This is a genomic window from Desulfobacteraceae bacterium (assembly GCA_022340425.1).
In the GTDB taxonomy this organism is placed as follows: Bacteria; Desulfobacterota; Desulfobacteria; order Desulfobacterales; family JAABRJ01; genus JAABRJ01.
On sequence record JAJDNY010000044.1, the window covers coordinates 1 to 16,650 of the forward strand.

17 protein-coding genes are annotated in these 16,650 nt (G+C 61.8%); 10 read left to right on the forward strand and 7 right to left on the reverse strand.

All coding sequences use genetic code 11. The annotated features are described in order from the left end of the window. Positions 1–318: 318 nt before the first annotated feature. Positions 319–999, forward strand: a complete 681-nt coding sequence (locus LJE63_03860) for a nitroreductase (protein MCG6905739.1) — start codon at positions 319–321, stop codon at positions 997–999. 39 nt (positions 1,000–1,038) lie between these two features. On the opposite strand, the gene LJE63_03865 is transcribed toward LJE63_03860, so the two are convergent. Continuing rightward, a complete protein-coding gene (locus LJE63_03865) occupies positions 1,039–1,389 on the reverse strand; it encodes a DsrE family protein (protein MCG6905740.1) in 351 nt (116 codons plus the stop codon). A 255-nt stretch (positions 1,390–1,644) separates the two neighbouring features. Here LJE63_03865 and rpsF point away from each other — a divergent pair, with 255 nt between their 5' ends. The 8 genes from rpsF (at position 1,645) to LJE63_03905 (ending at position 8,035) form a co-directional block, all read left to right on the forward strand. After that, positions 1,645–2,076: a 30S ribosomal protein S6 gene (rpsF, locus tag LJE63_03870; GenBank protein ID MCG6905741.1), complete on the forward strand. Its 432-nt coding sequence runs from the start codon at positions 1,645–1,647 to the stop codon at positions 2,074–2,076. 2 nt (positions 2,077–2,078) lie between these two features. Beyond that, entirely contained in the window at positions 2,079–2,339 is a 261-nt protein-coding gene (gene rpsR / locus LJE63_03875; protein MCG6905742.1) for a 30S ribosomal protein S18, read from the forward strand. A 43-nt stretch (positions 2,340–2,382) separates the two neighbouring features. Then, positions 2,383–3,336 carry a YybS family protein gene (locus tag LJE63_03880; protein MCG6905743.1) on the forward strand — a complete coding sequence of 318 codons (954 nt, stop codon included), beginning with the start codon at positions 2,383–2,385 and terminating at the stop codon, positions 3,334–3,336. 34 nt (positions 3,337–3,370) lie between these two features. Then, the gene (rplI, locus tag LJE63_03885) at positions 3,371–3,814 is read left to right on the forward strand and encodes a 50S ribosomal protein L9 (protein ID MCG6905744.1); all 444 of its coding nucleotides are present in this window, start codon (positions 3,371–3,373) and stop codon (positions 3,812–3,814) included. Between the two features lie 105 nt (positions 3,815–3,919). Beyond that, a complete protein-coding gene (dnaB, locus tag LJE63_03890) occupies positions 3,920–5,275 on the forward strand; it encodes a replicative DNA helicase (protein MCG6905745.1) in 1,356 nt (451 codons plus the stop codon). Position 5,276: 1 nt separating this feature from the next. Next, the gene (hflX, locus tag LJE63_03895) at positions 5,277–6,935 is read left to right on the forward strand and encodes a GTPase HflX (protein ID MCG6905746.1); all 1,659 of its coding nucleotides are present in this window, start codon (positions 5,277–5,279) and stop codon (positions 6,933–6,935) included. A gap of 111 nt (positions 6,936–7,046) precedes the next feature. Continuing rightward, a complete protein-coding gene (locus LJE63_03900; GenBank protein ID MCG6905747.1) occupies positions 7,047–7,835 on the forward strand; it encodes an inositol monophosphatase in 789 nt (262 codons plus the stop codon). Continuing rightward, positions 7,832–8,035, forward strand: coding sequence for a hypothetical protein (locus tag LJE63_03905; protein MCG6905748.1), 204 nt, complete (start codon positions 7,832–7,834; stop codon positions 8,033–8,035). Before LJE63_03900 ends, LJE63_03905 begins: the two co-directional genes overlap by 4 nt. A 459-nt stretch (positions 8,036–8,494) precedes the next feature. On the opposite strand, the gene dnaA is transcribed toward LJE63_03905, so the two are convergent. Next, positions 8,495–9,847: a chromosomal replication initiator protein DnaA gene (gene dnaA, locus LJE63_03910; GenBank protein MCG6905749.1), complete on the reverse strand. Its 1,353-nt coding sequence runs from the start codon at positions 9,845–9,847 to the stop codon at positions 8,495–8,497. Positions 9,848–10,524: 677 nt separating this feature from the next. Between dnaA and uvrA the strand changes: the two genes are divergently transcribed. After that, entirely contained in the window at positions 10,525–13,356 is a 2,832-nt protein-coding gene (gene uvrA, locus LJE63_03915; GenBank protein ID MCG6905750.1) for an excinuclease ABC subunit UvrA, read from the forward strand. A 106-nt stretch (positions 13,357–13,462) separates the two neighbouring features. Here the strand turns inward: uvrA and atpE are convergent, their stop codons facing one another. The 5 genes from atpE to LJE63_03940 all read right to left on the reverse strand — a co-directional run bounded on the left by atpE (position 13,463) and on the right by LJE63_03940 (position 16,139). Then, a complete protein-coding gene (gene atpE / locus LJE63_03920) occupies positions 13,463–13,747 on the reverse strand; it encodes an ATP synthase F0 subunit C (protein MCG6905751.1) in 285 nt (94 codons plus the stop codon). Positions 13,748–13,843: 96 nt separating this feature from the next. Continuing rightward, positions 13,844–14,533, reverse strand: a complete 690-nt coding sequence (gene atpB / locus LJE63_03925) for a F0F1 ATP synthase subunit A (protein ID MCG6905752.1) — start codon at positions 14,531–14,533, stop codon at positions 13,844–13,846. A gap of 1 nt (position 14,534) precedes the next feature. Further along, the gene (locus tag LJE63_03930) at positions 14,535–14,927 is read right to left on the reverse strand and encodes an ATP synthase subunit I (GenBank protein MCG6905753.1); all 393 of its coding nucleotides are present in this window, start codon (positions 14,925–14,927) and stop codon (positions 14,535–14,537) included. Between the two features lie 26 nt (positions 14,928–14,953). Further along, a complete protein-coding gene (locus tag LJE63_03935; GenBank protein MCG6905754.1) occupies positions 14,954–15,151 on the reverse strand; it encodes an AtpZ/AtpI family protein in 198 nt (65 codons plus the stop codon). Between the two features lie 190 nt (positions 15,152–15,341). Beyond that, a complete protein-coding gene (locus LJE63_03940) occupies positions 15,342–16,139 on the reverse strand; it encodes a dihydroorotate dehydrogenase electron transfer subunit (GenBank protein ID MCG6905755.1) in 798 nt (265 codons plus the stop codon). Between the last annotated feature and the right edge of the window lie 511 nt (positions 16,140–16,650).

Consider the following 16,650-nt stretch of genomic DNA (forward strand, 5'->3'; position numbering starts at 1 on the left):
GGACCTGCGCCTGGGGCGGCTGGTGGGGATCCGCGCCGGGGTCTTTCAAATCACCGAGCCTTACTCCACCGAGGTCTCGGGCGCCGGGGTCTACAACACCAGCAGCCGCCAGAAGGAGATCAAGGTCACCGCCCACGCCGATTTTAGTCTGGAGTAGACCGCGAGGTGCCGGGAAGGAATGCGGCGGCAGGAGCAGCCGCCGCCGGCCAAACCCCCGGGGGTTGCCGCTGGCCCGAAGGCACATCGGCCGGCGGCGGTTTTGGCGATTTTAATTCATAAAAACAAATTGTTAGATGAACCCACAACTCGGAGGAACTCATGGATCTTTTGGAGGCCATCACCGCCCGCAAGAGCATTCGCGCCTTCCGGCCCGACCCTGTCCCGCAAAACGTCCTCCAGGCGCTGCTTGAGGCCGCCATAAGGGCGCCCTCGTCCATGAACACCCAGCCCTGGGAATTTTTCGTGTTAAGCGGCGAGCCCCTGGCGCGGCTGAAAAACGGGAACCTCGCCCGCCTGGCGGCCGGCGAGGCGCCCCGGCCCGAGCATGTGGTCACCGGCTGGCCGCGGCAGAGCCTATTCCGGGAGCGTCAGGTGGCCCTGGCGCGCCAGATCTTCGCGCTGATGGAGATCCAGCGCGAGGACAAGGACAAACGCTCCCGGTGGCTGGCCCGGGGGTTTCGCTTTTTCGACGCCCCCGCCGCGGTCATCGTCTGCACCGACGGGCAGCTGAGCCCCGACGGGCCGCTGATCGATATCGGCGCCGTCGTCCAGACCCTGTGTCTGGCGGCCCTGGCCTTCGACCTGGGCACCTGCATCGAGGACCAGGGCATCGCCTACCCGGAGATCGTGCGGGAAGCGGCCGGCATCCCGGCCGACAAGCGCATCGTGACCTCCGTCGCGGTGGGCTACCCGGACTGGGATTTTCCGGCCAACCGCCTGGTCAGCGCACGCGACCCGGTGGCGGCGGTCACCCGCTGGTGCGGCTATGACCAACCCTGATGGCCCGACGGCCAGCAGCGGGAATTTGGGCGGGCGCCGTCAGAAATTGAAGACCTTGGCCTCGGCGGCCATGTCGATCAGGTGGGGGCCGCCGTCGAGTTGCATATTTGTGAAAAAGAGGGCCTCGTCCAGCCCGCGGTTTTTGGCGCAGGGGGTGCAAATCCCGATGGCCACCTCGTTTTCCACCAGGTACGGCAGGTAGTCGTTGGGGCAGTCGCCAGTGACCGTCCGGATGCCGAGATCGCGATCGCGGTTGGCCCACATGACGCCGCTATCGATGAAAAAAAGGTCCACATGGTGCCCTTTGGCATGCGCCACCTTGGCGAACTGGAAGCAGCGGGTGGCGGCCTCGTTGTCATCCTTGCTCAGCACAAACAAAAAATTGGCCATCTTCTCCTCCTTGGGGGTGAGGGTTATTGGAAGATGCTCATTTAAGTCAATTCCAGCGGCGATGTCAAATCCTTCGAAACCTGCTCCGAAGAGCGACTCCAGCGACCCGTCGCCAGCGGGCCGGCCCACGGGTTTTTCACATTATTGCTTGACAGATTTCATGGGGCGATGGTATTTGGCCTAATTTTGTTAGCGTAGTTTCCCCAATCCTTGCTCCGGGCGTCGTCCCGGGGCTATCATCCGTGAGGAGGTTGTATGCGACGGTACGAAACCATTTTTATCCTGGATCCGGACCTGTCCGAGGAGCAGCGCAAGCCGGTTCTCGACAGGGTCATGGATCTCTTCACCCAGTACAAGGGTTTTCTGGTGGAATCCGAGGAGTGGGGCGGCCGCAAGCTGGCCTACGAAATCAAGAAGAAGGTTCGCGGGTTCTACGTTCGCTTGGACTATTGCGGGGCCGGCGACCTGGTGAACGAGATGGAGCGCTCCTTCCGCATCGATGACCGGGTCCTGAAGTACATGACCATTCTGCTGGCGGAAGATGTCGATCTCGAGGCCATCAAGGCCGAAATGGCCGCCAAGGTCGAGAAGCAGGCCCAGGAAGGAGCCGAGCCGGCCCCGGCTGAGGGCGCCGCGGCCTCCTCCGAAACCGAACCCCAAGCGAGCAAAGTCAGGGAGGAGGCATAAGAATGGCATACCCGACGCGAAAACCCGGTGGACGCAAAAAAAGAGTCTTTCATCGCCGCAAGGTCTGCCGTTTCTGTGCCGACAGCAGCCTGCCGATCGATTACAAGGACGTCAAAACCCTGAAATACTTCACCACCGAACGCGGCAAGATCATTCCGCGCCGAATTTCCGGCTGCTGCGCCAAACACCAGCGGTCGCTGACCGTGGCCATCAAGCGGGCCCGCACCATCGCCCTGATGCCCTACGTCGGCAGCCTCGATTGAGCGCGCCGGGCACCTGAGGGTGGCCTCAATGGAGAAGCCGGCATTGCCACCAACACCCCAGGGAAAGTGGCTGACCGACATCGCCATCGTCGTTGCCGCGACGGTTTCGCTCTTCCTGCTGGCCCTGAACCTGCCGCTATTCGGCTTCTTTTTTTCCCTGTTGATCCCCCTGCCGGTTTTTTACGGCCGCGCCAGACTGGGCCGTCAAACAGGGCTCGTGGCGGCCGTTTTGAGCCTGCTGGCGATGGCCGTGGTCATCGGCGCGCTGTCGTTCGATCTGTTTTTCTACCTCGAGCTGCTGCTGCTGGGCTTTCTGCTGGGGGAGTTCTGCGAGTGGCGGCTTTCCATCGCGCAGACGGTGGCCTTCACCACGGCCGCCGTCCTGCTGGCGGGCCTGGTGGGCCTGACGCTTTACAGCAGTTGGATCGGCAAGGGCCTCGGGCAGATGGTGACCGACTCCGTCGGCCAAAACCTGGAGATGAGCCTCACCCTCTACCGCAACATGGGGGTGGCCGAGGAGAACATCGAGCTGATTGCCGGCTCCCTGGACACCATCGCCTACGTCATGGTCCGGGTCCTGCCGGGGCTGAGCGCATCCGCCTGCCTTTTGATCACCTGGGCCTGCCTGATGCTGGCGCGCCCGGTCTTTCGGGCCAGGGGGCTGGCCTATCCCGATTTCGGCCCCTTGAACCGGTGGCAGGCGCCCGAGGCGCTGGTCTGGGGGGCGATCGCCTGCGGCGCCCTGCTGCTGGTACCCGACAAAGGGATCAAGGTGATGGGGGTAAACGGCCTGATCGTCCTGATGACGGTCTATTTTTTTCAGGGCATCGCCATTACCGCCTTCTTCTTTCAGAAAAAGCGCTTTCCGTTGATCTTGCGGGTTTTTTTGTACAGCCTGATCGTCGTGCAACAGTTCCTGCTGCTTCTGGTGATCGGAATGGGTTTTTTCGACACGTGGCTCAATTTTAGAAAACTAGATGCCAGCAATAGTGGGTAATTGCTGTTTAACAGCGGAGGATGTCATGAAAGTCATGAAAGTAATTCTGACCGAAACCATCGAATCTTTGGGGATCATCGGCACACCGGTCAAGGTGGCCAACGGCTATGCCCGCAACTACCTGCTGCCGCAGAAAAAAGCGGTGGCGGACACCCCCCAGAACCGCCGCATCATGGAGCAGGCCAAGGCCAAGTTCGAACTCCAGATCGCCAAGGAGCGCGAGTTCGCCCAGGAAATGGCCCAGCGTCTGGAAGGCGTCGAGTGCCAGATCTCGGCCAAAGTGCATGAGGAAGACCGCCTCTACGGCTCCATCACCGCCCGCGATATCCTGGATGCGCTGGCCGCCAAGGGCATCGAACTGGAAAAGCGGATGCTGCTCCTCAAAGAGCCCATCAAAACCACCGGGACCTTCAAGATACCGGTGCGGCTCTACCAGAAGATCGAACCCGAAATCATCGTGAATATCGTAGCCGAGTAACGTTCGCCCCAACCCCCAAGACCGCTCTCAGCCCAGCGGCCGGTCGCGCCCCCAGCGGGCCGCCGGCCGCTGCCGGCTGATGGAGCCCGTGAAGACCTCAAGCCCGTGCCATCCCCCAAAGACCCATCTTTTTTGAATGTCCCGCCGCAGAATCTGGAAGCCGAGCAGGCGCTGCTGAGCGCCATTCTGATCGACAACAGCAGCCTGCTGGACATCATCGAAATCCTGCGGGCGGAGGATTTTTACCGCTCCGCCCATCAGAAAATCTTCGCCACCATCACCGATCTCTTTTCGCGCGGCGAACCGGTGGACCTGGTGACCCTGGCCAACAGCCTCAAGGAAAAGGGATGGCTGGAGGAGGTCGGCGGCCCCGCCTTTCTGGCAGCGCTGGTGGATGCCATCCCGCTGGCGGTCAACCCCCAGCACTATGCCCGCATCGTCCACTCCAAGGCGATCCTCAGACACCTGATCGAAAAGGCCGGCGCCATCTCCAAACGCTGCTTCGAGGACCGCGGCAATGTGGACGAGGTCATCGACTTTGCCGAATCGGCCATCTTCGAGGTGGCCCGCAACAAGCACAAAAAAGCCTTTGCGGCCATGCGCGAGTGCGTCGATGCCAATATCGACGCCCTCGTCGAGCGCCAGGGCAACAAGTCCCTGCTGACCGGGGTCCCCACGGGCTTCACCAAGCTTGACAGCATGACCTCGGGCTTCCAGGCCTCGGATCTGATCATCCTCGCCGCACGCCCCAGCATGGGCAAAACCGCCTTCGCCCTCAACGTCGCGCGCAACGCGGCCCTCGGCGAGAACGTTCCGGTGGCCATCTTTTCCCTGGAAATGTCCAAGGAGCAGCTTTCCATGCGCCTCCTGTGCGCCGAGGCGCGGGTGGACTCCCAGCGGGTGCGCAGCGGTTTTTTCAGCGACCTGGACTGGCACCGCCTCACCGGCGCGGCCGAGATCCTGGCCGAAGCCCCCATCTACATCGACGATTCGGCCGACGTGACCGCGATGGAGATCCGCGCCAAGGCCCGCCGCCTGATGATGGAAAAGGGGCTCGGGATGGTCATCGTCGACTACCTTCAGCTGATGCGCAGCAGCACGTCATCGGAGCGCCGGGATCTCGAAATCTCCGAGATATCGCGCTCCCTGAAGGCGCTGGCCAAAGAGCTCAACATTCCGGTGATCGCGCTCTCGCAGCTCAACCGCAAACTCGAGGAGCGCGCCGACAAGCGCCCCCAGCTGGCCGATCTGCGTGAATCGGGGGCTCTCGAGCAGGACGCCGACGTGGTGGCCTTCATCTATCGCGACGAGGTCTACAACAAGGACGAGAACAACCCCAACCGCGGCAAGGCCGAAATCATCCTGGGCAAACAGCGCAACGGCCCCATCGGCACCGCGCACCTGGCCTTTCTGAACGTCTACACCCGCTTCGAAAATCTCGCCGCGGAGGCCGAAGGCTGAAATGAAGCGCCTTCACGGCAACACCGACGGCCTCAAAGCCAGCGAGATCCGCCGGCTGGAAAATCTCTACCGCCGCCGGATCCCGCCCGCTTACGTGGTCACCAACGAGCTGGCTTTAGAAATGGGCCGCCTGTCGCGCGAGCTTCGCCGTCAGATCGGCATCCTGGTGGATCGCAGCGGCAAAATCGCCGCGGTCATGGTCGGCGACCACCAGGGCATCCTGATTCCGGACATGCCCGAATACCGGGCGGCCCCTGGACGCCTGCGGGGGGTGCGCTGCGTCCACACGCATCTGAAAAACGAGCCGCTGAGCCACGACGACCTGACCGACCTGGCCCTGCTGCGGCTGGATCTGATGGCCGCCGTCGATCTGGACCCAGCCGGGGTCCCGCGCCGGGTCTTTGTCGCCCACATCCTCCCGGAGGGCCCCCAGGAGAAGCCCTGCGAGGAGTTGCCGCCCCTTGACCCCGGGCGCCTGGAGATCGGCTGCGACAGGCTGATTCACGCCCTGGAGTCCGAACTGGCCCGGGCCTGGTCGGCCCGCACCACCCTGCCGGGGGTGGAGCGGGCGCTTCTGGTGAGCGTCACCAGCGCCGACCGCCACGCGGCCCAGGAATCACTGGATGAACTCAAGGAACTGGCGCGTTCAAGCGGCATCCAGGTAGTCGACAGCGTCTTGCAGCAGCGCACCCGGGTCGACCCGCGCTTTCTTCTGGGCCGCGGCAAACTTCAGGAGTTGACCATCGCGGCCCTGCAGCAGTCTGTCACCCTGATCATCTTCGACCAGGAGCTCAACCCCTCCCAGATCCGTTCGATCACCGACCAGGTGGCGCTCAAGGTCATCGACCGCACCCAGCTGATCTTGGACATCTTCGCCCAGCGCGCCCAGACCCGCGAGGGCAAACTCCAGGTGGAGCTGGCGCAGCTGAAGTACCTCCTGCCGCGCCTGGCGCACAAGACCACGGCCCTTTCGCGCCTGACCGGCGGCATCGGCGGCCGCGGCCCCGGCGAGACCAAACTTGAAATCGATCGGCGCCGGGTGCGCGAGCGCATCGGCCGCCTGGAGCGCGAACTGGAATCCACCCGCCGGCAGCGCCACCAGCAAAAAGCCCGGCGCAGCAAAAAGGGGCTCCCGGTGATCTCCATCATCGGCTATACCAATGCCGGCAAATCCACCCTGCTCAACACCCTGACCCACAGCAAGGTGCTGGCCGAAAGCCGGCTCTTCGCCACCCTGGACCCTTCCAGCCGGCGCCTGCGCTTCCCCCGCGACATCGAGGTCATCATCACCGACACGGTCGGCTTCATCCGCGACCTGCCCGAAGACCTGCGCGTGGCCTTCCGCGCGACCCTGGAGGAGCTGGAGAGCGCGGACCTTCTGCTGCACGTGATCGACATCAGCAACCCGCGCTACCCCCAGCAGGTGGAATCGGTGGAAAAGATCCTCGAAGAGCTCGGCCTGGACACGATCCCCGCCATCCGGGTCCTCAACAAAAAGGACCGTCTGAACAGCGATGCGCTCCAGGCCTGTCTCAACCGCCTGGGGGGGGTCCCCATTTCAGCCCCCCGGCGCGATACCCTGATCCCGCTGGTGGAACGCATCCAGGAGATGGTCGAAACGCTTACCCCCCGACGGCAGGGCGCCGCCGCCGACCCGTGAGCGCCGCTCCCGACCTGCCGCACCCTGCGGCGCGGCGAGGTAAGATGCTTTTTGCGCAACCGTCAAAAATAGTTGACATTGATTCGGCATTCCCGATAAAAGAAACTCTTTATGGATCTTGACCACATCAAACGCACCGCCATCGCCGCCGCCTACCAAGGCGCCGAGGCCCTCCGGGCGCGATTCGGCAAGCTGACCGAGATTCGCAAGAAGGGCGCCATCGACCTGGTGACCGAAGCCGACACCGCCTCCGAGGGCGCCATCATCCAGACCCTGCGGCAGGCCTTTCCCGAGCATGCGGTCATGGCCGAGGAAAGCGGCGAAACCGCCGGCGACCGGGACTGCCTGTGGATCATCGACCCCCTGGACGGCACCACCAACTTCGCCCACCAGATCGCTCTTTTCGCCGTTTCGATCGCATTCGCCCATCAGGGGCGGCTGGCGCTTGGCGTCGTGCTAAACCCCCTCAGCGGGGAGCTCTTCAGCGCCGTCGAGGGCCGGGGCGCAAGCCTCAACGGCCGCCCGATCCGGGTCTCGCCGGTTTCCGCCCTCCGCGAAAGCCTATTGGTGACCGGGTTTCCCTATAATTTAGCCGAGACCATGCCTGCGCTGATGGGCCGCTTCGCCCGCTGTCTGGAGGCCAGCCAGGGGGTTCGCCGCCTGGGGGCCGCCGCCCTGGATCTCTGCTACGTGGCCGACGGAAGGTTCGAGGCCTTTTGGGAGGAGAACCTCAAGCCGTGGGACACCGCCGCCGGGGTGGTGATCGTCAGGGAGGCCGGTGGGGTTGTGACCGATTTTTCCAACCGGCCGTTCACGCCGCAATATCCCGAAATTCTGGCGTCCAACGGCCGGGTTCACCAGGCAATGATCGCCCAATTGGGGCAAAAAGAGGTCGCATGAAACACGATAAAGTTTTAAGAAGCCCGTCGCCACTGGTGGATCACATGGGCTGCTTCGGCGATTTCAGCCCGCGGGATCGGGTCTGCGCCAAGTTCTGCGCGCTCAGCCTGCGCTGCGCCATCGAAAAAGAGCGGAATTCACGCATGGAGATCCTGGAGGAAATGGTCTCCGCGGAGGAGCTCTTCATCACCGTTCAGTAGCCCCCGCCTCCCATGGGGCGACACCGCCCATCGGCCAAAACCCCACCCCGGCGGACAGACCGGTCCACCGGCCGCCTTGCACGTGGGTCGCGCTCCTTGCCTGCGGGCGACCGCCCCCCTTCCCCGTTCCTAAGATTCCCACCCGGCTGCCAAACGGCCGCAGCTCATTCGGGGCCACCGCACCAAGTACGCCTCACTCCTGGAGATTTGCGCGCCGTAGATTGAACTATTTTCGAAACCGTCTGGTTTTTGACTTAGCGGTTCATCAAGCGTCGGTGCTGAAGAGAAAACGGAAGGAGCGTAGTAAAAAAAGAGGGAAGCCGGCGGTTCATTGGCAGCGGCCTGGGGTGACGCTGGGGGATAGCGCCCCGCGGCAAACGACGCCTCACGAACAGCCGCTGCCGGCCGGGCCCCGGGGGATAGGCTTCCCCCCGACGCGGCAGGCCTGGGGTGGGCAGATCAGAATTTGCCGGACTCCAGGCGCTTGCAGAAAAACGCCACCTGCTGCTGCATGGCGCTGTTTTCCTTGATCCCACGCTCGATGATGCCAATCGAATGCAGGACCGTGGCATGATAGCGGTTGAAGCTTTTGCCGATCGCCTGAAGGGGCAGATCGGTGTAGTTGCGCGCCAGGTAGAAGGCGATCTGGCGCGGCCGGACAACGGCCTGCTTGCGGGAGCGGGAGGCGATTTCAGCCGTTGAGATTTTGAAATGGCTGCAAACCAGGCGCTTGATCACCTCGATGGTGATCCGCTTTTTCTGGCTGGCGATGTTGCGCACCACGCTGGCAGCCAACTCGCGGCTGGCGGGCACCCCCAGCAGCGAGGCTTTGGTGCAAACGCTGTGGAGCCCGCTTTCCAGTTGGCGCACGTTGTCCTGCAGCTCGTCTGCCAGATAATCGATCACCTCGTCGGCAATATGGTAGCCCTGGGCCTGGCATTTTTGCTTCAGAATCCGGACCCGGGTGCGGAAATCCGGGGATTCGATGCTGGAAATCAGGCCCGAGGAAAACCGCGAGGTCAGCTTGCCGTCCATCTTGGGAATGTCGGAGGGCAGGTAGGAGCTGGTGAAGATCAATTTCTTGCCGGCATCAAAAAGCGTGTCCAGGGTCAGCGCCAGTTCCACCTGGGTGCGCTCTTTGCCGCTGAGAAAGTGAATGTCTTCCAGCAGCAGCACATCGCAGCGCTGGCGATATTTCTCCTTGAAGGTCACGATGCTGCCCTGGCGCAGGGAATGCACCATTTCATTGGCGAAGTCCTCGGCGGTGATATAGAAGACCCGGTCGCCGGGAAACTGATGCAGGATGTGGTGGCCGATGGCCTGGGAGAGATGGCTTTTGCCCATCCCGGTTTGGGAAAGCAGATACAGGCTGTTTTGGACGTTGGATTTGCGGCTGGCCATGGACAGCGAGGCGCTGTAGGCGAAATCGTTGTTTTCTCCGACCACGAATTGGTCGAAGGTGAAATCCTTGCGCAGATAGCGCCCGCTGTAAGGGCAGAAGTTCAGACTGGGCAAGGGCCGCTGGGGGTCCAGGGCAAAGGGCGCGCTTTCAAGGAGCGGGCGGCCGCCGTTTCCGTTGACCACCTCCAGCGAAAGGCGCAGCGTTTCCCCACTGGCACGACTGAATTCGACTTCGATCAGCTCCCGGTAAAGGTCCCAGATGCGCTTGCGGGAAAAATTGTTGGGGCACGCCAACACCACGGTGTCAGCCTCCCGGCGAATGAATTTGAGTGGCTCCAACCACATCCGGAAAAAATGACCTGGGATTTTACCTCTGATGTCCGCCTTGATCGTGCTCCAAATGGATTCCATGCCGTTAGTCTCAAAAAAAAGGAAAAAGGGATCGGACCGGTAGGCCGGGGGGTCCCGACAGACCGTAAAAAATCGAAAGATTTAGCGGTTTGGGTGAATTAAACAGATATTTAAAGCTTGGGACAGATGGTGCCGAAAAGATGCCCGCTACCTAAATCGAAACCCGGCGGACTGTCAAACCGAATGGATTCCGGTTGCCAAAGCTTTGTTAGGAAGTTATTAACATTTTATAAAGTTTTGAAATCTATATTTTTTTAATTCGAAAATGCCCCAACCCCCCTTAAATACACCTAATTTTTATTTAGATTTTTTTTTAAGGATTTTAAGCAGATCCACCGTGCTCGATTTTTTTTGGACAATTATAAAAACTTTTAATTTCTGCGTTTTTCTCGTTTTTACTTCAATAATTAAAATTCAATCCTCAGCCGCGACAGCCTATCCGACCTCGCCGGCGGGCCGGGCAATTTGCCCGATTTGTTTGTAAATCCGACTGCTTTGAGATAATAAGTATAAGGTCAAGGTTTGCCTGTGGCCGGCCGTTGGGCCGCAGCTGCTGCCCGGCGTCGCCGTGGGCCGGTGGTTCGCGGCGACGCGGTTTCACCTGGGCAGGACTTTGCGCCGCCTCGGCGGACCCCCTTCAGCCACAGGACCCCGCAGCCTGGGAAGAGCAGCAGCAGATGACATCCGAGCAGATCGTCGTGCGCGGTGCACGCCAGCACAATCTCAAAAACATCGACCTCGCCCTGCCCAAGAACCGGTTGATCGTCATCACCGGGCTTTCGGGCTCGGGCAAATCCTCGCTGGCCTTTGACACCCTGTATGCCGAGGGGCAGCGACGCTACGTCGAATCCCTCTCCACCTATGCCCGCCAGTTTCTGGAGCGGATGGAGAAGCCGGATGTGGACCTCATCGAGGGGCTCTCGCCGGCCATCGCCATCGAGCAGAAAAGCGGCGGCCACAACCCGCGCTCGACAGTCGGGACGGTGACCGAAATCTATGATTTCATGCGTCTGCTCTACGCCCGCGTCGGCACCCCGCACTGCCCGCGCTGCGGCCGAGCGATCACGGCCCAAACCGTCGATCAGATGGTCGACACGATCCTCAACCTGACCCCCGGCAGCCGCCTTCAGGTCCTGGCGCCGATGATCGCGGATGCTGCTGGTAGCCATGAAAAACTCCTCCGGCGGCTGAAGAAGGAGGGGTTCTCCAGGGTGCAGGTCGACGGGCGCACGGTGGAACTGGAAACCCTGCGCCCGCTTGCGGCAGACAGCCGCCACAGCATCGCGGTGGTGGTCGACCGGCTGGTGGTCAAGCCCACCATCGCCAGCCGCCTGGCGGACTCCCTGGAGCTGGCGCTCTCGCTTGCCGAGGGCCGGGTGGTGGTGGACCTGGCGGGCGCCCCGCCGCTGGAGTTCAGCGAGAAAGCCGCCTGCGCGGCCTGCGGCATCGACTTCCCGGAGCTCTCGCCGGCCAGCTTTTCCTTCAACTCCCCCCAGGGCGCCTGCCCGCAGTGCGACGGTCTCGGCGTCGCCACCGTCTTCGACCCCCACTTGATCGTCCCCAATCCGGCCCTATCGCTGCGCGAGGGAGCCGTTGCGCCCTGGGCCGAGCGAAGCTCGGTTCATTTCAGCGCGTTTTTAGACGCCCTGACCGCCCACTACGGCGTGGACATCTACACCCCCTACCACGACCTGCCCGAGCGCTTCAAAGAGGTCCTGCTAAACGGCTCCGGCGACGAGGAGATCCCCTTTTACTTTGAGCGCGGCGGCCGGCGGGTGGTTTATCGCAAGCCCTTTGAAGGCGTCCTGGCCGGGCTGCAGCAGCGTTTGCAGGAAAGCGGCTCCGCCCAGATCCGGGAAGAGCTCAGCCGCTATCTCAGCCACCACCCCTGCCCCGCCTGCCACGGCGCCCGCCTCAACCCGGAGGGCCGCTCGGTCACCGTCAGTGGGCACAAAATTCATCAGCTGACGGCCCTTTCGGTGAAGGACGCCAGGCACTTTTTCCAGCGGCTGGTTCTGGCGGGCAAAAAAGCGGTCATCGGCGAGCGCATCTGTCGGGAGATCAGCGAGCGGCTGGCCTTTCTGACCGACGTCGGGCTGGGCTATCTGACTCTCGACCGCTCGGCCGCCACCCTGTCGGGCGGCGAGAGCCAGCGCATCCGCCTGGCGACCCAAATCGGCTCCAAACTGACGGGGGTGCTCTACGTCCTGGACGAGCCCAGCATCGGCCTGCACCAGCGCGACAACGCGCAGCTGCTGGCGGCCCTTGGCAACATGCGCGATTTGGGCAACACCGTGCTGGTGGTGGAGCATGACGAGGAGACGATCCGATCGTGCGACTATGTCGTCGATATGGGACCCGGAGCGGGGGTTCACGGCGGCGAGGTGGTGTTTGCGGGCCCCCCCGCGGACCTTGTCGCCGACGGCGCGTCCCTGACCGGCCAGTATCTCTCGGGCCGCAAACGCATCGAGGTCCCCGGCAAGAGGCGCCCGGGCAGCGGCAAAACCCTGAGTCTCTATGGCGCGTGCGCCAACAACCTCAAGCATGTGGATGTCCGCTTCCCGCTGGGGTGCCTGACCTGCGTAACTGGAGTTTCGGGCTCGGGCAAATCCACCCTGGTCCTGGAGACCCTCTACCGGCTCCTGGCCCAGCACCTCCACCGCTCGCGGGTCCCCGCCGGGGGCCACACCCGCATCGAGGGCCTGTCGCATGTGGACAAGGTGGTCAACATCGACCAGTCGCCCATCGGCAAGACCCCGCGCTCCAACCCGGGAACCTACACCGGGATTTTCACCTTTATCCGGGAGCTTTTCGCCCGCACCCCCGAGGCCCGCATGCGCGGCTACAAACCCGGACGCTTCAGCTTCAACGTCAAAGGCGGCCGCTGCGAGGCGTGCAGCGGGGACGGGATCGTCCGCATCGAGATGCAATTCCTGCCGGATGTCTACGTGGTCTGCGATGTCTGCAAGGGCAAACAGTACAACCGGGAAACACTGGAGATCCGCTACAAGGGGCACACGATCGCCGAGGTGCTCGCCATGACGGTCAACCAGGCGCACCAGTTTCTGCGCGGCATCGCCACCCTGCGCGAGCGTCTGCAGACCTTGATCGACGTGGGGCTGGGCTACATCCAACTCGGCCAAGCCGGCACCACCCTCTCCGGCGGGGAGGCCCAGCGCATCAAACTGGCCCGGGAACTGAGCCGCAAGGCCACCGGTCAGACGGTCTACATCCTGGATGAGCCCACCACCGGACTGCACATCGACGATGTCCGCAAACTGCTGGAGGTTCTGGATCGGCTGGTGACCGCCGGCAACACCGTGATCGTCATCGAACACAACCTCGATGTGATCAAGTGCGCCGACCACGTCGTCGACCTGGGGCCCGAAGGCGGCGAGGAGGGCGGGCAGGTGCTGGCCAGCGGCCCGCCCGAGGCCATCGCCGCCAACCCCGCCTCCCAGACGGGAAGGTATTTACGGAAGGTGCTCACCCCCGCCGCCGGGGGCTGACGATCGTTCGGGAGCCGCGCCCGGGAATCGGACGCGAGAAGCTAAAATGGGGCGGCACCCTGTGGATGCCGCCCCATTTTTGGGGTGGGTGCTGTACGGTCAACGATCAGTGGGCGCCCAAAAGACCCGCAATCGCACCAGCCTGGGGATGCGCGTAGATCAGGATCAAAGAGATGACCAGCGCATAGATACACAGGGACTCGATCATGGCGAGACCGATCAGCATGGTGACCGTGACCTTGCCCGAAGACTCGGGATTGCGGGCAATGCCTTCCACGGCGGATTTCAACCCCATCCCCTGGCCGATGCCGCAACCAAAAGCTGCAATTGCGATCCCGAAACCGGCGGCCGTCACACAAGCGATAAAAAACTGCAAGGCTCCTGCTTCCATACTCTCTTCTACCTCCTCTTTAAGTTAGGTTACCTGGCTTCTTCCATTTCCCATTAATGAAAACCAGTTTATGAAAATTGGCCCTATCCGCGAAAATCAGTGTGCGTGCTCCATGGCACCGGTGAAGTACATCACCGAAAGCAGGAAAAACACGAACGCCTGCACCAGCGCGACAAAGATACCCAGCGCCATGATCGGCAGCGGGGCGAAAAATGCGCCTGCCAGGGTGAACAGGATGGCCAGCACCAGTTCATGGCCCATCATGTTGCCGAAAAGCCGGAAAGAAAGCGACAGGATGCGGGCGACATGCCCGATCACCTCGATGGGCAGAATGATGGGAATCATCCACCATACGGGCCCAAGGAAATGTTTGATGTATTTGATCCCGTGGTATTTGATCCCGATGATATGGGTGAAAACCACCACCACCAGCGCGCACGAGGCGGTGGTGTTGAGACTGGCGGTGGGCGGAAAGAACCCAGGCACCAGCCCGATCAGGTTGCAGACCAGGATATAGATGAAAACGGTGGCGACGATGGGAAAGAGCCAGCGCCCCTCCTCGCCGGTGATGTCCACCATGAACTCCTCGATGCCGGAGACGATCAGCTCGAAGAAGTTCTGCATCTTGGTGGGAATCATGCTGACACTCTTGGCGGCCGCGAGCCCCAAAAGAATCAGCAGCAGCATCACAAACCAGGTGTAAATCACCTGCGGGTAGGCATGTGCAAAATGTCCCAGACCTATAAGCTCGAACAACTTGACCAGAAAGAGATAGGGATGTTCCACCTTACGTTGCCTCCTTGAGAATAAGTTTTTTTACCTCGCACGCGGTTGCCAGCAGGATGCTGCAAACAACGATGGAGAGCCCGACGAAAAGACCCAGCGGATTGACGACGTGCTTGGCGATCAGGAAAAAAATGATCAGCCCGCTCACAAAAAAGCGCAGGTAGTATTTCACCAGCACCACGTTGTGTGAGACCAGATGCGGGGGTGTCAGGGCGCGCTTCAGGGTTCGGTGCAGGAGATGAAAATTGACCGTCACGATCAGCCCCCCGGCGATGATCCCCAGCGCGAAATCCCGCGGTGCGACCATCAGCCCGATGGTACCGGCGGCCAGCAGCAGGATCCAGTTGCTGCGGGTCACGAATTTGAGCAGCCGCTGTTGGATGTTTGCGACCAACGTCTCTTTCCCTTTCAGGTCGGCCCTCAGAGGTTTCTCGATTTTTTGATGGCCAGCCCGATGTTACGAAAGCCCGCCGCGATCCCGAGCATCAGGAAAACCAGCATCAGCCAGGGATGGGTGTCGAAAAAGCGATCCAGCAAAATTCCGGCGAAAAGGCCCAGAAAGATGGAAAGCGAAACCTGGAGCCCCAAGCTCGAATAGTAGGCGAGCTCCCGGATCATTCTCCTTGTTTCTCTTTTCATGGCAAAGAACGCTGCAACGGGCTGATGGTGAGGAAAATTTTCGCCCGTATGCGGGGCCCCTCCGACTACCGATAGCCCACTAACACAGGCAACCGTGCAAGTCAATGAAAAATACGGGAATTTACTGAACTTAGCTAGACCAACGGGCGGTGAGCCAAAGCCAAGCGCATCAGAACTGCAGTTGGGCGGCATCCAGCACAGGTCCGTCCAGGCAGGCATGCAGAAAGCGTTCCCCGGGCTGCCGGGCGGCCACCGCGCATCCCAGGCAGGCGCCCATCCCGCAAGCCATCAGGCTTTCAATCGACACCTGGCAGCGGACCCCGAATTTTTCGGCGATCCCCACAATGCAGGCCAGCATGGCCGAGGGGCCGCAGGCATAAAGAACATCCGGCGGGCGGCGGGCCACGGCCGCCTCCAGGGGGTGCGTGACCAGACAGGCGTCACCGGCCGAACCGTCATCGGTGCTGAGGTGCACGGCAATCCCCAGCGACTCGAAGTCCTGACGGCAGAGCAGTTCCGCACGGGTCCGCCCGCCGATGAAAACGGTTATGTCGCCCGGGTCGCAGCCGCCGGCGATCAACTCCGAGGCCAGAAAGGTCAGCGGCGCCACACCGATCCCGCCGGCGGCAAGCACGATCCGCTGCCCCGGCTGCGCCATCCGGAAACGGCTACCCAGGGGGCCCAGCACGTCCACCGAACTGCCGGCCCCCAGCGCGGCCAGCAGGCGGGTCCCCTCCCCGACCACCTTGTAGAGGATCTGGATGCCGTCGACGCCCTTCTCGGTGGTAATCAGGCCGTGGACCGAAAAGGGCCGCCGCAACAACGGGCTGAGCTGCGCGCTGGGACGCAGCATGACGAACTGCCCGGGCCGGGTGCGGGTCAACTCGACGCCGCATGCCAGCCCCATGCGGTAACAGGCGGGGGCGACCGCCTGGTTCCAGAGGACCTGCGCGTTGGTCTGGATCATGGGCGCTACCGTTGCTGAACGCGTGACAAATGTTTCAAATCAAGCCATTCCTCAGGGCGTCCTTTAAGGTTAATGAAGGGGTGAAATTCAAAAACCGGACGGTTTCGAAAAAAAGCGTTTTAAACCCGCCGTGCGGCGTTTTTGGAGAAAGTAACTTTGACGGTCACCTTTATAATTGACCAGATTTACCACTCCAATTATTTTATGTTAATTTTCTTGTGCGGACAAGAAAACGAACCAAAAGAAACCGCCCGCGTCCCGGGGCCCTTCGGGCTGCCCTGCGCTTCTCGCAGCCGGCGGGCCCTGTGGAACTCGCTGGCGCTCAAACAGCCACAGGGCCTTTTTCGCCGGCTGCTGCGATGCTCGGCCCGGGACGATGGGACGTAAAACGCCGCCATCAACAAGCAGTTGAGATAAGGCTGTGGTCTTCGAAAAACCCAATAGCTGCATGGATTAGCGGTGAGTTCCTTAGAAGTTCAATTTACGGCACGCAAATCTCAGCGCCGTGAGG

What these genes read in the sequence shown, in the direction of transcription:
- LJE63_03860 (MCG6905739.1), top strand. Translation starts at nt 319, where the DNA reads ATGGATCTTTTGGAGGCCATCACCGCCCGCAAGAGCATTCGCGCCTTC.
- LJE63_03865 (MCG6905740.1), bottom strand. Translation starts at nt 1,389, where the DNA reads ATGGCCAATTTTTTGTTTGTGCTGAGCAAGGATGACAACGAGGCCGCC.
- rpsF (MCG6905741.1), top strand. Translation starts at nt 1,645, where the DNA reads ATGCGACGGTACGAAACCATTTTTATCCTGGATCCGGACCTGTCCGAG.
- rpsR (MCG6905742.1), top strand. Translation starts at nt 2,079, where the DNA reads ATGGCATACCCGACGCGAAAACCCGGTGGACGCAAAAAAAGAGTCTTT.
- rplI (MCG6905744.1), top strand. Translation starts at nt 3,371, where the DNA reads ATGAAAGTAATTCTGACCGAAACCATCGAATCTTTGGGGATCATCGGC.
- hflX (MCG6905746.1), top strand. Translation starts at nt 5,277, where the DNA reads ATGAAGCGCCTTCACGGCAACACCGACGGCCTCAAAGCCAGCGAGATC.
- LJE63_03900 (MCG6905747.1), top strand. Translation starts at nt 7,047, where the DNA reads ATGGATCTTGACCACATCAAACGCACCGCCATCGCCGCCGCCTACCAA.
- LJE63_03905 (MCG6905748.1), top strand. Translation starts at nt 7,832, where the DNA reads ATGAAACACGATAAAGTTTTAAGAAGCCCGTCGCCACTGGTGGATCAC.
- dnaA (MCG6905749.1), bottom strand. Translation starts at nt 9,847, where the DNA reads ATGGAATCCATTTGGAGCACGATCAAGGCGGACATCAGAGGTAAAATC.
- uvrA (MCG6905750.1), top strand. Translation starts at nt 10,525, where the DNA reads ATGACATCCGAGCAGATCGTCGTGCGCGGTGCACGCCAGCACAATCTC.
- atpE (MCG6905751.1), bottom strand. Translation starts at nt 13,747, where the DNA reads ATGGAAGCAGGAGCCTTGCAGTTTTTTATCGCTTGTGTGACGGCCGCC.
- LJE63_03935 (MCG6905754.1), bottom strand. Translation starts at nt 15,151, where the DNA reads ATGATCCGGGAGCTCGCCTACTATTCGAGCTTGGGGCTCCAGGTTTCG.
- LJE63_03940 (MCG6905755.1), bottom strand. Translation starts at nt 16,139, where the DNA reads ATGATCCAGACCAACGCGCAGGTCCTCTGGAACCAGGCGGTCGCCCCC.